We start from the raw sequence: 15,499 nt of genomic DNA, 5'->3' as shown, positions 1-15,499 counted from the left end.
TCCGCGATCTATGACGCGCAGCTTCGTGACGCCCGAAGGTGTCGACCTGCGCCTCGAACTGGCCAGTGCCGGCAACCGCGCCGCGGCGTTCATCCTGGACGGGGTGCTGATCGTGGTGACGCTGATCGCCGCGACCTTCCTGGTGATGCTGCTGCTCGCCGCCACGCGCGGCCGCGCCGAGATACTGCTGATCCTCTGGCTGCTCGGCTCCTTCGTACTGCGCAATGGCTGGTTCACCCTGTTCGAACTCGGCGGCCGTGGCGCGACGCCGGGCAAGCGCATCATCGGCCTGCGCGTCGTGGCGCGGGACGGCGCCCGGTTGACCGGCGGCGCGGTGGTCGCACGCAATGCGATGCGCGAGATCGAGGTGTTCCTGCCGCTGTCCTTCCTCGGCTACCAGAGCGCGCAGGGCGCCGTGGACGGTTTCATAACGCTGTTCGCGCTGGCCTGGAGCGGCATCTTCCTCTTCTTTCCGCTATTCAATCGCGATCGCCTGCGCGTCGGCGATCTGATCGCGGGCACCTGGGTCGTGCGCAACGAAAAGAGGGGGCTGGGCGACGATCTCGCCGCCGGCATCGGGCGGCAGCGGCGCATTTTCAGCGACGCGGCGCTCGATCTCTATGGCATCTACGAGTTGCAGGCGCTGGAAGACGTGCTGCGCGGCCGCAAGGAGGATGCCGTCGCCGCCGTCGCCGCCGCGATCCGCACCAAGGCCGGCCTGGCCGACGATGGCGACGATTACGGTTTCCTGCAGGATTATTATGCCGCGCTATGCGTGCGGCTGGAACGCGGGCTGCTGGTCGGCCGCCGCCGCGCGGACAAATACGCCAGCGCGTAAGAGGGGGTCATGCCCGCCGGCTCCGCTCCCCGCGAAGCTGGATGACGGCGAGCATGAGCGCGACCAGCCCGATCGCGCCGCCGGCGAGCGCCGTCGTCGTCCAGCCGCCATGATGATAGGTCAGCGACCCCAGCACGGATCCCAGTGCGCCGCCCGCGAAAGTGACGGTCATGTAGATGGCGTTCACCCGGCCACGGGTCTCCGACGGCGTCGAGAAGATGATCCGCTGGCTCACCACCTGATTGATCTGCACCGCGGCGTCGATGACGATCGCCAATATCGCCATTACGCCGAGCCACAACATGCTCGCCGCCCAGCCGGACAGCAGGAAGCCGAGACCGAGCGTGGCCATCGCGATCAGCGTGGCGCGCATGCCATGGCCGCCGTCGGCCAGACGACCGGCCAGCGGGGCGGCGAGTGCCCCGCCTGCCCCCGCCAGTGCGAACAGGCCGATGCCATGCTCGCCGAGGTGGAAACGGTCTGCCAGCAGCATCGGCGAGGCTGTCCAGAAGAGGTTGAACGCCATGAACATCAGCGCCTGATAGGCTGCCCGCCAGCGCACCGCCGGCATGGAGCGCGCGAGCCCCGCCATCGATCCGAGGACCTGGCCGTAGTGCAGCCCGCCGGTGGGGCGATGGCGCGGCATCAGCGCGACGAGCGCGATGCCGATCAGTACCATCAGCGCCGCCGACAGCCAGAAGATCGCCCGCCAGCCGAAGCTGGCCGAAACGAACAGCGCTGCCGGCCGCGCCAGCATGATACCAGTGAGCAATCCTGCCATGACATTGCCGACCGTCCGTCCCCGCCGCGCCTCCGGCACGAGATGCGCGACGAAAGGCAGCAGCACCTGCACCCCGGTCGAGCAGATGCCGATCGCGAGGGCCGCGGCGAAGAAGGGCAGCGCCGCATTCGACAGCGCCGTGGCGACCAGTGCGAGCGTGGTGACCACCAGCGTGAAGAGCACCAGCCGGCGATTCTCGACGAGATCTGCCAGCGGCACGAGCAGCATCAGGCCGATGCCGTAGCCGATCTGGGTGACGCTGGTGACGGCACCCGCGATATCCGATCCGATGCCGACATCCCGCGCGATCGTCGCCACCATCGGCTGCGCATAATAGAGATTGGCGACCAACGCGCCCGTTGCGAACGAGATGGCGACGATCAGGGCAGAGGACGGTTCCGGCGAATCTTCCTTGGGGTTGCGTTGCGCTTTCATGATGGGCGAGGGATGGTCCGTGAGCTTCCGCTTTGGCGTGCCGGTTTCCCAGGCGAAACGCTTTTCGAGCGTGGCAGGGAAGGAGGCAGTTCGATGGCGCGCTTTGCCGATTACGGGCTTGAAAGACAAGCCGGGTTGCGGTCGGCGGTTGAGCGGTAGAGTATCGGACCGTCGCTTTCCGCGCCGTCACTTCATGCAGCGGGGGGCGAGGGCATCATGCGCGGCATGGCGTTTTCCCCCTCGCTGGCAAGCCAGTCGACGAAGCTGCCGAGCACCGACGTCTTTCCGGCATGATCCGGTACGAGCGCGACATAGCCGGTTCGCCGGACACGAATCTCCGGCAGCGGCGTCATCAGCCGGCCGGCCGCGATATCGATCGCGAGCATCGGCAATGGGCCGATGCCAATGCCGAGGCCGTCCTCGACCGCCTGACGCGTTATGAAGAAATGATCGAATGTCTGTCGGGGTTGGCCGGCCCGATGTGACAGACCTGCCGCGTCGAGCCAGTCGATCCAGTCGCCGGGACGAGTCTCGCTCGCCAGCAGCGCGTGGCCTTCTATGTCCGCCGGCTGCCGGATCGGGCGCTGCTCGAACAGAGCCGGGCTCATGATGAGCGTGTCGACATCCTCCAGAACCGGCGCCACCCTATAGTGCGGCCATGCCTCGCCGCGCGCGGTGCCGCGCCGGATCGCGACGTCGAAGCCGCCCCGCAGATCCTCGAGCACCGTCGAGACCGTGCTGATCACCACCTCAGTCTGCGGATAGGCTCCGTGAAAGCGATCAAGCCGGGGGATCAACCAGCGCATCGCGAAGCTGGTCGGTGCGCTCACCCGCAGGATGCGCCGTGTCGCGGGACGTCCGCATGCCTCGGCGGCGCGCGCCACGCGATCGAATGCGTGGGCAACTTCATCGGCGAACATCGCGGCGATCGGCGTCGCGACCATGCGCCGTCCGTCCTTGCGGAACAGCTTCTGCCCGAGCCATGCCTCCAGTGTGGCGACGTGCCGGCTCACCGCACCGTGGGTCAGGCCGAGTTCGCTCGCAGCGGCCGCGTAGCTGCCGGTTCTCGCGGCGACTTCGAAGACGCGCAGGGCGTTGAGCGGTGGGAGCTGGCGCATCGAAACTATGCGTAAAGCTCACGGGTATCGTGATCAACCGGCAGCTTTTTCCGGAAAGCTCACCAATCTAGGATGGCTTCCGGAGGTACGTCTTGGAGATTGCGACCGAGGGAATGGCCGGAGAAGATCGGAAGGGCCGGGGTTCGGCCAAGCCGCGCACTCTGCTGGCAGCCTGTATCGCCCATGCCTTGCACGATGGCTACACCGATGGCCTCTATGCGTTTCTGCCGATCTGGCAGGCGCAGTTCGGCCTTTCTTATGCCGGCCTCGCCATCGTACGCGCGCTTTATTACGGGACGATGGGCGGATTGCAGCTTCCTGCCGATCACGTGCTGCGCCGCCTTTCGTCGCGTGCGGCGCTCATCCTTTCGACGCTGCTCGCGGCGGCCGGTTTTCTGGTCATGGCATTGCCGTTGGGCTTTGCCGGCCTCTGTCTGGGCCTGCTCGTCGCCGGTGTCGGTTCGAGCATCCAGCATCCCCGCGGCTCGACGCTCGTCACGGACAGCTATGGCAAGGCGTCGCGCCGCCCGCTGGGCATCTACAATTTCTCGGGCGATCTCGGCAAAGCGATGCTCCCGGCGCTGGCGGCGGTGCTGATACCGCTTCTTGCATGGCGGCCGGTCGCCGGCCTGATGGCGCTGCTCGGATTGGCCGTCGCCGCTGTACTGCCGTGGCTGATTCCATCGAAAACCGCGCACATCCAGGGCCCGGTGAGCCAAGGCATCGCTGCCGTGGGTCGGCGGGGCTTTGGGTTGCTGACCGCGATCGGCGCGCTCGATACGGCGACCCGCATGGGTTACCTGCTGTTCCTGCCTTTCCTCATCCATGGTCGGGGCGGCAGTTCGGCGACGGTCGGCATTGCCCTGGCGCTGCTCTTCATCGGCGGAGCCTTCGGCAAGGCGACCTGCAACTGGTTGAGCGAGCGCCTGGGCGTCGTCGGTAGCGTCGTGGCGACGGAGGCGTCGACTGCGCTGCTGATCCTGCTCACCCTGTTCACGCCGCTCGGTGCCACATTGGTGGTTTTGCCAGTGCTCGGCATCGTTCTCAATGGCACGTCGTCCGTGCTTTACGGCACGGTGCCCGAACTTGCGCCGCGCGGCGATACGGGCCGGGCCTTTGCTATCTTCTATACGAGCGTCATCGGTTCGGGCGGATTCACCCCGATCCTATACGGCGCGATCGCGGATCACAGCAGTCAGGCGGTCGGCATCGTCGCTGCCGGTGCGACGGCGGCGGCCATCATTCCCCTCGTGCTGGCGTTGCGGCCTTCGCTGCAGCCGAGCTTCGAATGAAAGGGTGAGCTTACGGGCTGGATCCGCCCGGAACAGGCCGCACGCGGGAAGGCGTCACGGAAGATCCCGACAGGCACGAACCGCCGAGCGGAACGTGTCGTTTCTTCCGTGCATCAACGTCCTCAAAAGGTCATTCCCTCATTGCCCGTCTCGTATGCCAAGCCATGGCGTTGACAATGATTCAGCCGCGTCGACATCAATGGGCGGTCGGCTTGGCGGGCGCGGCGTGCTCCTTGTCCTTGTGGACGGCGTCATGACGGTCCGCGGCTTTTTCCTTTTCGATCTTGTGGGCGCGCTCGACCGCTTCGCGGCGGTCCGCCAGCTGGTCCTTGCGGATCTTGCCGGCGCGGATCTCGGCCTCACGGCGATCGGCGGCACGGTCCTTGTCGATCCTGGCAATGCGGGCCTCTGCATGTTTGTTTTCCTTGAGGCGGTCCACGGCCATGTCATGTTTGTGGGCAGCGGCAACCTTTTTCATATGCTCAGCATGTGTCTCCTGCGCTAGAACGGGTGTCGAAAAAGCGGTTGCTGCAATAGCCAACAAGATAAAATTCTTCATGATGTACTCCAATCATCAGCCCTCACGCGGATCTATATTTAAGATCACCATTCTGATGGATTGATGAACGTCTACGACTCGCAAAATTACATATCGTCCATATTCTCGTAACCTGCATATGTCGGATAGGCGCCGATCCGGCAGCCAAGAACGGTCTCGCCTCGCGCGGATGACCGGACGCGGCGTGCCGCCCCTCGGAGAAAAGGTCAGGGCGAGGGCAGGGCCGCGGAGTGCGCAAGCTCGGGCGGCGGCACTCCGTCCACGGCGCGGCCCTCGTCCATCACTATGATGTGATCGGCATGACGCAGGGTGGAGGGGCGGTGGGTGATCAGCAGGATCGTCACCCTGTTCCGCAGGCCAGCCAGCGTCTGCAGTACGCCGCGCTCATTCTCCTCGTCCAGGCCGCTCGTCGGTTCGTCGAGCACCAGCATGCTGGGATTGCGAAGCAGAGCGCGCGCGATCGTCAGACGCTGCCTTTCTCCCCCCGACAGCCGCGATCCGCGGTCGCCGACGATCGTATCGAGGCCCTCGGGAAGGCGCCGCACCACCTCCGCCGCGCCGGCACGGTTCAACGCCGTCCAGAGCTGTTCGTCCCGCGCCGAAGGGGACGCGATACGCAGATTGCCTGCGATGCTCTCGCAGAACAGGAAGGCATCCTGCGGCACATAGCCGACATGCCTCCGCCAGCCGGCGCGATTCTCCTCTGTCAAAGGCAGATCGCCGACATAGATGTGGCCCGATATTGGCTCGGCGAGGCCCAGCACGATATCGGCGAGGGTCGATTTGCCGGCACCGGATGGGCCGACCACCGCGGTGATCCGGCCGGCCGGGATGGTGACGCTCACGCCGTGCAGCGCTGGGGAATGGCCGGTACCGTGCTGCGCGCTGACGGAAAGCAGGCGTAGCCCCGGTGCGCCTGCGACGGGAAAGGTGGCCTGATGCGGTTCCGCTTCCGCCCGGCACAGCGCGAGCATCTCGTCCACAGCGACGAAGCCGGGCAATGCGTTGAGCAGCCGCCGCCAGGATTCCTGAATGCGCAACGCCGCCATCATCAGCCGTCCGAATGCCGCGACGAACACCACCGCCGCGGCCAGGCCCATGGCGAACAGGCGCACCGCCACCACCAGCCCCAGCACCGCGCAGATCGCACCTGCCGTCCGGATCGCGGCATTGCTGGTCGCGGTGGAGGCGACGAAGGCCAGCTGCCGGGTCCGCGCGGCCTCCTGCCGCCTATCGAAACGACGCTGGCGCTCCTCTTCCGCGCCGAAGCTCTTGATCAGGCGCAGGCCGGAGACATCGTCGACGATCGAGGCATGCAGGTCGCGCATCGCCTCGCCCGTGGCTTGGCCCAGCGTGAAGGCTTGCCGGTTGAGCGGCAGGGACAGGAGCGTGATCGCGCCGGCGATCAGCAGGGTCAGGAGCGTCATCGCCGGGGAGAGCCCGATCGCGACCGCCAGCAGCAACGGGATCAGCACGCCGGCGGTTGCGAGCTGCGTCAGGCAATCGACCGCCGAGCCGAGGCGGCTGACCTCCATGGTCATCACATGGGTGACGGTCGTGCCCTGTAGCCGCTGGAAACCGGTCCAGCTCATCTTCAGGAGGGCGGCATGGAGATCGCGCCGGAAATCATCGACCAGTCGTATGCGAAGCGCGATGGTGGCGATGGTACGCGATCGCATGACAAGCGCGGCCGCCACGATGATCGCGAGATAGAGGACGAGGCCCGCCTCCAGAGTGAATGCAATGCCGAAATAACGGGCGGCGGACCGATCCGAGATGCCGAGCAGATGCAGCAGCGGCAGGAGCAGCATCAGCCCGGCCGCCTCGGCGATGGCGCCGGCGGTGGAGAGCAGGATCATGCGAGCCAGCCGTCCCCGCTCGAAGCGCAGGATGTGGCCGAGGAAGCCCCGGACCGCGTTGCGGAGCCTGGCGTTCGAGTCGCGTTGCGGATGAATGGGGCCGGTCGTCACGAAACGACGCTAGAGCATCGTGCGGAAAAGTGGGAACCGGTTTCCCGCAGCAACGATGCGGCCGCAAAGACATTTACTCTGGAGCCAGATGGGAGCCACTGCTCATCGGCGGTGCATGAGTTGCACGTTCGTCGCACAGTCTGTTCGGCCTCGCCGTCACATTGGTGTCGATCGCGAATGGAAAGGGCGGCGATCCCGCCGCGCCCAAAATGGCTGGAAAGAGCTAAGGGCCAGAAGCGATCTGCTGCCATTCCGGATCTCGGCGGATGGTCGCGAGCGGCGCTCGAGATACGTTACTCGGCGATGAGCATTTGCAGAAGGATGTTTGGCTGCGCGCTTCCGCGTCGAGCCTTTGCCGGAAAGCCTGGGAGGAAGCGGGCGGTCCGATGTGATCGGATCGCCCGCTTTACTGTCGATCAGAATTCGAAATTGAAATCGATGCCGTAGGTGCGGGCTGGTTCGTACGAGCCCGAATAGATCACCGTCAGGTTGGATACGTGGGTGATTTCCTTGCGGTTGGTGAGGTTGCGGCCCCACAGCGCGATCTGGGCCTTGGTATTGGCGATCGGAATCTCCGTCAGGCCGAGCCGGCCGTTGAGCAGGAAGGTGGCCGGCGATACGAGAAATCCGGCGAGACGTGCCGTCTGCGGATTGGCGGCTTGTTCGGCTGCGCTCGGAATCGCCTGGTTGAGATAATATTTGCTGCGATAATTGCCTTCGACGCGCGCGAGCAGGCGGGCACCGAAGACGATCGGTTCCGATTCATATTGAACCACGCCCGACGCGGTCACTTTCGGGCGGATCGACGGATAGAATTGGCTGAGCGGCCGGCCGGCCAGCACGGACGGGGCCACTTCGGTATATTTGAAGTTGGTGTAGCCGAGATTGGCCTGCAGCGTCAGCCCGTTGACCGGAAGATAGGTGAGCTCCAGCTCACCGCCCCACGCGCGCGACTTGCCGGCATTCAGATAGCCGAGGCCGCCCGTCGAGCCCAGGAAGGGAAATTGCAGGTTGGTATAGTCGACATAGAAACCGGCGAGATTCGCGCGCAGCCGCCGGTTGAGCAGGTCCGCCTTGATGCCGCCTTCATAGGACTGCGCCGATTCCGGCTCGTAGCTGAGGCCGCCGAGGCGCCCGCCCGAGATGAAGCCGGTGCTCGCCTTCACATAGGTGAGGATGTTCGGCGTGGCCTGATAGTTGAGCCCCACCAGCCAGGTCGGCTTGCTGTTGCGATAGGAGAAGGTCGGAAAGGCCCCGGTCGAGGGATCTACGCCGCCGGTCACGTCGGTGCCGTTCTTGATATCCTTCGTGATACGGCCGCCGCCGACGAAGTCGAGCTGGTCGGTCAGGTGAAAGGTCGCCTGCAGATAGGCCGCATAGGATTTGGCGCGCAGCGTGGAGGGCGGCACGATCGGCCCCGGCACGACGAAGCCCGGCGAGAATTGGAAGGACGGGATCTGCTTCACGCCATGGCCGCCCGTGTCGACGCTCTGCTGGAAATAATAGAGCCCGCTCGTGACGCTGAAGAAGTCATTGGTGATGTTGAGCTGTAGTTCGTCGCTCCAAGTATGTTCCTGGCCGTAGACGTTGACCCCCAGGATGGTGAAGGGCGAGCCGATCAGATAGGGCTGCGCTGCGGCGGGAACGCCGAGCGCCGTCAGGAACGGAGCCGTGGCGACCAGTCCGCCCGCACCGTCGATCTGGGTATAATCGTCGGTCGTGTTCTTGCGATAGGCAAAGATGTTCTTGAGCGTGACGACATCGCTCACCCGCCAGTTGGCAGTGAAGGTATGGCCCCAGTTTTTGACATGGCCGGGCGCCGCATACCAGTTGTTGACTGCTTTGGGCCGCTTGCCGGTGATCGGTCCGAGCACGGAGGAAGAAGGCTGACTCGAATAAAGCAGCCCCAGCAGTCCGCTATATGCCGTGCCGAAGCCCAGCACGCTCACGCCTAGCGAGGTGTAGTGCTGGTCGGTATAGTCGAACTTGTAGGTGGCCGTGATGGGGCCGTCATTGTCGAACTTCAGCTTCGCCTGCACCCCATCGGTGTTGGTGCTGCCGAGATATTTGGGCGAGGTGACCGTCTTGAACTGGCCGTTGGTGTTCGTGCTGTAGTCCCAGGTCGTGCCGGCGCCCAGATTGCGGATATCGCCGCGCCGCTGGTCGTGGAAATAGCTCACCGTGGCCGCAAAAGGGCCGAAGGCGGGCAGGTCTATACGCGTCTTCGAACGGAACTGGCGGTAATTGCCCGCGCTCAGTTCCTGGCGGATGCCGAACTTGCCGGTGGGATCATGCGTGATGATGCTGATCGCGCCGCCGGTGGCGTTGCGGCCGAACACCGTGCCCTGCGGGCCTTTCAGTACTTCGATCCGCGCGATGTCCGCCATGTCGAATAGCGACCCGTTGATACGGGCGATGTAGACGCCGTCGACATAGAGCGAGACGCCATTGTCGGCGCCCGGCGAGGCGTTGGCGGCGAGCACGCCGCGGATCGAATAGGCCGGAATCTGTGAACCGCCACCCTGCTGGGTGACATAGAGGTTGGGCGCGATCGACGTCAGGTTGCGTACGTTGGTGATGCGCGCGTTCTGGATGGTCGCCGTCGAGACCGCGGTGATCGAGATCGGCACCTTCTGCAGGCTTTCCTCGCGCTTCTGCGCGGTGACGACGATATCCTCGAGCCCCTGCTGCGGAGCGCCCGATTGGGCAAAGGCCGGAAAAGCTGCAAATGCCGTGAATGCAATAACCGATCCGCACGCCATGAACTTCGTCATGGACGCGCCGTGCAGACGACGCCTCATCATCGATCCCCTCTCTCTTCTCACCCGGCCGTTATTGTTTTGCGTGCCGGTTTGACTGGAATGTTCCGCAAAAAACGTCGGTCACTCCTAACATTAAATATGATTCGGAATCGGGGGCTTGGCAACGCTTAGTTTGTTTGAATTCGCGATTCCGGCCGGCATCGATGTCTCGATTGCGTCAGCTGTCGCTTTTTCCCTGGCAGCCCGTCGGGCTCCGAAGCCGGCCGATCAGGCGCCGGTTCGCCGGCGCTGCCGCAGGGAGACGGCCAGTCTGTGGCTCTCCGCAATTTGCCAGATGGCAAGTGTCGGCACCGCGACCGCCAGATCGCGCGCACGCTTGGCGAGGGCGAGGGCGAGGGCGGCTTCGGGCGAGATGCCGAGCAGCGGCCCGGCCAGCGCATAGGCCGCTTCCTGCACGCCGATCCCGCCGGGAATCGCGAAGGCGACGCTGCGCAGTGTGAAGATCAGGCTCTCCAGCGCCAGCACCGTCCAGAAGGAGAGATGGAGGCCCATCAGCCTGAGCGCGATCCAGGCGCCGGCTGCACTGGCGATCCAACTCGCGAGGTTGAGCAGGAATGCGGCCGCGACACGCCGGCGCCGTGCATAGATGCGCTGCAGTTCCGTCCCGATGCCGGCCACCGTGCCGGCCGAATCCGGCAGGAGATGCTGCGCCAGCCGTTGCGCGATACGGAGCGCGAACCGCTGCGCGACGAGGAACAGCACGGTAAGCGCCGTAATCATCGCGATGCCGCCGAGGATCAGCGGGCGGATGGATGCGGCATGCGATCCCGCCGCCAGGATCGAGAGGAACAGCGCGATGCCGAGCAGGGTGAAAACCAGCTGGCTGGCCAGCTCGGTCGTCATGTCGACGATCAGCGAGGCATAGACGCGCGGCGTCGGCACGCCGCCGCCGACGATCAGCCAGGCGCTGAGGGCAATGCCGCCGATCTGCGAGAAGGGCAGCAGGTCGGCCGCGGCCTCGCGCAACAATCGTGCGCGGGTGAACAATCCCAGTCGCCGGGCCGGTTCGTCCGGTGCCGAAACCAGCCACGCCGCGCCGAGCAGCACGAACACGCCGAGCGAATAGAGATAATAGAGAAGGAAGCCGCCCAGGCCGATACGCCGACTGACATCCAGAATATTATCGAGGCCAGTCGCGCCGATCGCCCAGATCGCAGCAGCAAAGCCGATCAGGGTCGCGAGCAGCAGGCCGAGCCGGGCGGTGGTCTTCAGGCGCTGGCTCCTGCCTTCTTGCCGCCGGCGAAACGCAGCGCGAGCCGCATCATCGCCGGTACGAAGCGCGGCCGGATCAGCCGTTTGTCATAGGGCGCCAGCCGTCGGTCATTCTCGGCAAGGCAGATGCGGGCAAGCTCGGGGAAGCTGATCTCGACGCCGAGCTCCTTCGAGCCGTTGAGCGTGAAGTTGTTCTCCTGCGCCTTGCTGTTGTCCCCCATGCCCTTGGCCATATCGATTCGTTCCCAGATAAGGAAGAACCATACGGCGATCACCTTCAATTCGAACCAGGGCCGCCGCCACCAGGGCATGGTCCGCCGCCACCAGGCGACCCAGTTCACGAAGAACAGGATGTGGCGTCCCTCCTCGCGCATCACGGGCTCGAACGTATCGACCAGCTCGGGCGGGAAGAAGCCCGAATCCTTGGCGATCTTGAACAGGCCGAAGCCGAAGAAGCTGTCGATGCACTCCGAATAGCCGGTGCGCATGAACGCCCACTCCGGATCGCGGGGCCTCGGATAGGGCGGCTCGGGCGCTAGCTCGATGCCATAGGCCGCTACCATGTGGGATAGCACCGTCTTGTGGCGGCGCTCCTCATAGGCGTCGAGCGCGATAGCCTCGCGCAGCAGCGGATCGGCCATCTCCTCGCCATAGGTGCCGACATTGATGCCGGCGCGCCCCTCGGTGGCCACCGCCATGTCCCAGATCGGCAGCGAGACGATCTTGCCGCGGGTTTCCTCGTCGAGCTTCGGCCAGTCGATCACCGCCGGGCGATAGGGATCGTGCGTGTCCAGCAGCGTGCGACAGAACAGCCGCTTGTGCGCGTCGGATCCCAATGGGGCCGGCGCCTCTCCGTTGGGAAGCGCGGTGGCGCTGTCCACCGCGGAGAAGGGGAAGGCATCAGTCATGATACGCTCTCAAACAAGATCGGTGAAGCTGCCAAGCCGTACGCCGCGCCGGGCGAGGGCCGCGCGGGCGGCGGGATCGAGCAGGCCGGCAAGCTCCTGCTGATGGCGGTAGGCCGGGCCGTGGCCGGCGAAATCGTCGCGCGTTGCGGGATGGAGGTAGAGTTCGCTGAGCCCCTCGGGCAGCGCAGCGGCGGCCGCGCAGATCTGGCCGGCATCCATATGTCCGCTCGCCGCCAGGCCATAGACCTGGTCCGGGGCGTGGAGACCGCGGCGGCGGGCACGGCTGCGCAGCATCCTTGCGAAGGGTGCGGCGAGCCATCCGGATCCTTTCGGGCGGCCCGGTTCCACCGGCGCGCGCAGCGCGCGCACCCCGTAGCGCGCGGCCGCGGCGATCACCAGGCCGGCGATCACGGGATGAACGTGGAAATGCTTGTGCGCGTTGACATGATCGAAGGCCAGGCCTGTCGCCGCGAAGGCGGCGAACTGCGCCTCGATCTCCCGCTCCACCTGGCGGCGCACGGCGGGGTTGATCGCGATCTGCAGACCCAACATCGCCATGTCGGTGCGAAAGCAGCCATCGGTCCCGACGAGATCCGGCACCTCCTCCGGCGGCAGCGCCGGCTTCGCCTCGACCAGCACGAGGTGCAGCCCCACGCCGAGCCGCGGCAGCCGCCGGGCGCGTGCCACCGCATCGTCCGCGGCTTCGCCGGCGACCATCAGGCTGGCTGCCGTCAATATGCCGTCGCGATGCGCCAGCTCGACCGCCTCGTTCACCTCGATCGCCACGCCGAAATCGTCGGCGGTCACGACCAGGTCGGGCATCAGGTGGTCGCTTTGCGCGCGCGCAGGAAGGAGAAGAATTCCACGCCTTCGCGCAGCCGCCGCTTCATCATGTCGAAGTCGCGCAGCATTTCCATCACGATCGAGCCGATCTTGCTCGGGCGGAAATAGAAGCGCTTGTAGAATTCCTCGACCTTGTCGAAGATCAGGCTGGCCGGCAGGTGCGGATAGCTGAGCTGCGCGATCTGCGTGCCGCCGTCGGTCAGCAGATGGTCCGATCCGTCGAACCAGCCATTCTCGGTCGCTTGCTTGTAGAGGAAGGTGCCGGGATAGGGCGCTGCCAGCGACACCTGGATGGTGTGCGGGTTGATCTCCTTGGCGTAGTTGATCGTTTCCTCGATCGTCTCCTCGGTCTCGCCGGGCAGGCCGAGGATGAAGGTGCCGTGGATGACGATGCCGAGCGCGTGGCAATCCTTGGTGAACTGCCGCGCGACATCGACGCGCAGGCCCTTCTTGATGTTGTGCAGGATCTTCTGGTTGCCGCTCTCATAGCCGACGAGGAGGAGGCGCAGGCCATTCTCCTTCATGACCTTCAGCGTCTCATAGGGCACATTGGCCTTGGCGTTGCAGGACCAGGTTATGCCGAGCTTGCCGAGCTCGCGGGCCAGCTCCTCGACGCGCGGCCGGTTGTCGGTCAGCGTGTCGTCGTCGAAGAAGATCTCCTTCACCTGCGGCATCTCGCGCATCACATATTTCACCTCCTCGATCACATGCGGGATCGAGCGGGTGCGGTAATTGTGGCCGCCCACGGTCTGCGGCCACAGGCAGAAGGTGCAATGGCTCTTGCAGCCGCGGCCGGTGTAGAAGCTCACATAGGGGTGCTTCAGATAGCCGCCGAAATATTTCTCGATGGTGAGGTCGCGCTTGTAGATCGGCGAGACGAAGGGGAGCTGATCCATGTCGGTCAGCACCGCGCGGTCCTTGTTGTGGACGATCTCGCCGGCCTCGTTGCGATAGCTGATGCCGTCCACCTCGCTCCACGGGCGGCCTTCGGCGATCTCCTTGATCGTGAAGTCGAATTCGTTGCGGCAGACGAAGTCCACCGCGGGCGAGGCCTCGAGCGCGCCCTGCGCGTCGACCGCCACCTTGGCGCCGATCATGCCGATCTTGAGCGCCGGGTTGCGCTGCTTCAACAGCTCGGCGGTATGCACGTCCTGGCGGAAGGAGGGGGTGGAGGTGTGCAGCACCACCAGGTCCCGGTCGTCCGCCTCATGCTTGATGTCGTCCCAGGAAAGATCGTGCGCGGGCGCATCGATCAGCTTCGATCCGGGCACCATCGCCGCGGGCTGCGCGAGCCAGGTCGGGTACCAGAAGGAGCGCACCTCGCGCTTCATCTGGTAGCGCGCACCGGCTCCTCCGTCATAGCCGTCGAACGAGGGCGCCTGAAGGAACAGCGAACGCATCATTCTGATTTCTCCGTCTCGGCCGACACCCGGCCGCCTTGCACCATATTAAGCCGCGCGCCACGCCAATCAACCGAACGGGCGCAATAGGCCAGCGGGAAAATCGCGAAGGAGAGGATGTCCCGCAGTGGAATCAGCATGAGAGCGCCGAGCCTGTGGCCGATGCGCAACGCCATCGCGCCGCGCGCGACGAGCGCCAGCGCGATCGCGGCTAAGGCATAAGGGGAGAAGCCGGTCAGCACTCCTCCGATAAGCGCCAGCGGCAGCGGGTGGAGGACGAAGCTGCCGGCGTAGCCGCCCGGATCAATGGCGGCGATGGTCGCGTTCCAGCGCAATTCGTGACGCCACAGCTCGGTGAGGCTCGTCTCGGTGCAGCCATGGGTGATCAGCATGTCGGGGATGGCGACCGTCAGTCCCTCTGCGCGCACTGCCGCGCCGATCGCATAATCGTCGGCTAAAATGTCGGCAAAGGCAACGAAACCGCCTATCCGCTCCAATGTCCTGCGCCGCAGTGCGATGGTCGATCCCATGCAGGGATGGGCGAGGCCGGTCGCCAGGCCGATCAGCGCCAGGGGCAGGAAATGCAGGTCGATGCCGAGCGCCACCATCTGCGACCAGAAGCCGCGGTCGCCGCGTCCGCGATAGAGGCAGCTCACCGCGCCGACGCCGGGCGCCGCCATTGCATCGCGCAGCCGCGCCAGATAGGTGGGATCCACCGCCATGTCGCTGTCGCTCAGCACCACCATGTCGTGGCGGATATGCGGTTCCATATTGGCGAGATTGGAGACCTTGGCGTTGCTGCCATGGCGGCGATCGTCGAGGATCGGCTCGATCGCCTCGCCGCCCGGCCGGGCGCGCAGCCGCTCGACGACGGCTATGGCGGGATCGTTCGCGCGCTGCACGCCGCACAGCATCTGGATCGGCACTGCCGGCTCCTGCGCGAGGAAGCTCGCGAGATTGGCCTCGAGCTGCGGTTCCGGCCCGTAGAGCGGCTTGATCAGCGTCGCGGGCTCTGCCGGTGCACGCGGCGTCCAGGTGCGTCGGAAGCGCCCCGCCAGCAGCGCCGCCCAGCCTATCAGGGCCGAACCGACGCACGATGCCAGCAGCAGCAGGAAACCGAGGATCGCGATCGATAGACTCCTTGGTCGGCTTACGGGCAGAGGTTCGCCCTTCTTCGTCATCCCGACGAAAGTCGGGATCCATGCGCGCTCCCTCTCCCATCCGGGCAGAGCGTCAATGGGACTTTCGTCGGAATGACGGGCAAGCTCATGCGCTGTGGCCCGAATGCCCGGCAAGCCTGAAATTGCGGCAAGGAAAATCC

At 65.3% G+C, this 15,499-nt stretch carries 12 protein-coding genes; 2 read left to right on the top strand and 10 right to left on the bottom strand.

Features of this window, described 5'->3' with window-relative positions:
* The first annotated feature begins 10 nt into the window (after positions 1 to 10).
* Positions 11 to 838, top strand: a complete 828-nt coding sequence (locus GQY20_RS27360) for an RDD family protein (protein WP_157220348.1) — start codon at positions 11 to 13, stop codon at positions 836 to 838.
* 7 nt (positions 839 to 845) lie between these two features.
* On the opposite strand, the gene GQY20_RS27355 is transcribed toward GQY20_RS27360, so the two are convergent.
* A complete protein-coding gene (locus GQY20_RS27355; protein ID WP_157220347.1) occupies positions 846 to 2,054 on the bottom strand; it encodes an MFS transporter in 1,209 nt (402 codons plus the stop codon).
* A 191-nt stretch (positions 2,055 to 2,245) separates the two neighbouring features.
* Positions 2,246 to 3,172, bottom strand: coding sequence for a LysR substrate-binding domain-containing protein (locus GQY20_RS27350; RefSeq protein WP_157220346.1), 927 nt, complete (start codon positions 3,170 to 3,172; stop codon positions 2,246 to 2,248).
* A gap of 92 nt (positions 3,173 to 3,264) precedes the next feature.
* Here GQY20_RS27350 and GQY20_RS27345 point away from each other — a divergent pair, with 92 nt between their 5' ends.
* Entirely contained in the window at positions 3,265 to 4,464 is a 1,200-nt protein-coding gene (locus GQY20_RS27345) for an MFS transporter (protein WP_198351239.1), read from the top strand.
* Between the two features lie 196 nt (positions 4,465 to 4,660).
* Here the strand turns inward: GQY20_RS27345 and GQY20_RS27340 are convergent, their stop codons facing one another.
* From GQY20_RS27340 to hpnI, 8 genes are all read right to left on the bottom strand, one after another.
* Complete coding sequence (locus GQY20_RS27340; protein WP_157220345.1) at positions 4,661 to 5,023, bottom strand: hypothetical protein; 363 nt, start codon at positions 5,021 to 5,023, stop codon at positions 4,661 to 4,663.
* Between the two features lie 206 nt (positions 5,024 to 5,229).
* Positions 5,230 to 6,993 carry an ABC transporter ATP-binding protein gene (locus GQY20_RS27335; RefSeq protein ID WP_157220344.1) on the bottom strand — a complete coding sequence of 588 codons (1,764 nt, stop codon included), beginning with the start codon at positions 6,991 to 6,993 and terminating at the stop codon, positions 5,230 to 5,232.
* 416 nt (positions 6,994 to 7,409) lie between these two features.
* On the bottom strand, positions 7,410 to 9,794 hold the full coding sequence (locus GQY20_RS27330) for a TonB-dependent receptor (protein WP_198351238.1): 2,385 nt from the start codon (positions 9,792 to 9,794) through the stop codon (positions 7,410 to 7,412).
* 228 nt (positions 9,795 to 10,022) lie between these two features.
* Positions 10,023 to 11,000 (bottom strand): lysylphosphatidylglycerol synthase domain-containing protein, encoded by a 978-nt coding sequence (locus GQY20_RS27325; protein WP_269769790.1) that lies wholly within the window; start codon positions 10,998 to 11,000, stop codon positions 10,023 to 10,025.
* A gap of 23 nt (positions 11,001 to 11,023) precedes the next feature.
* Positions 11,024 to 11,935: a ferritin-like domain-containing protein gene (locus GQY20_RS27320; RefSeq protein ID WP_232476283.1), complete on the bottom strand. Its 912-nt coding sequence runs from the start codon at positions 11,933 to 11,935 to the stop codon at positions 11,024 to 11,026.
* A 9-nt stretch (positions 11,936 to 11,944) separates the two neighbouring features.
* Complete coding sequence (hpnK, locus tag GQY20_RS27315; RefSeq protein WP_157220342.1) at positions 11,945 to 12,757, bottom strand: hopanoid biosynthesis-associated protein HpnK; 813 nt, start codon at positions 12,755 to 12,757, stop codon at positions 11,945 to 11,947.
* The gene (hpnJ, locus tag GQY20_RS27310; protein WP_198351237.1) at positions 12,757 to 14,181 is read right to left on the bottom strand and encodes a hopanoid biosynthesis associated radical SAM protein HpnJ; all 1,425 of its coding nucleotides are present in this window, start codon (positions 14,179 to 14,181) and stop codon (positions 12,757 to 12,759) included. Before hpnJ ends, hpnK begins: the two co-directional genes overlap by 1 nt.
* Positions 14,178 to 15,359, bottom strand: a complete 1,182-nt coding sequence (gene hpnI / locus GQY20_RS27305) for a bacteriohopanetetrol glucosamine biosynthesis glycosyltransferase HpnI (protein WP_157220341.1) — start codon at positions 15,357 to 15,359, stop codon at positions 14,178 to 14,180. Before hpnI ends, hpnJ begins: the two co-directional genes overlap by 4 nt.
* Between the last annotated feature and the right edge of the window lie 140 nt (positions 15,360 to 15,499).

The sequence above is a fragment of the Flavisphingomonas formosensis genome, from assembly GCF_009755815.1.
Classification (GTDB): Bacteria; Pseudomonadota; Alphaproteobacteria; order Sphingomonadales; family Sphingomonadaceae; genus Flavisphingomonas; species Flavisphingomonas formosensis.
This window is presented reverse-complemented; position numbering and strand designations above follow the sequence as displayed.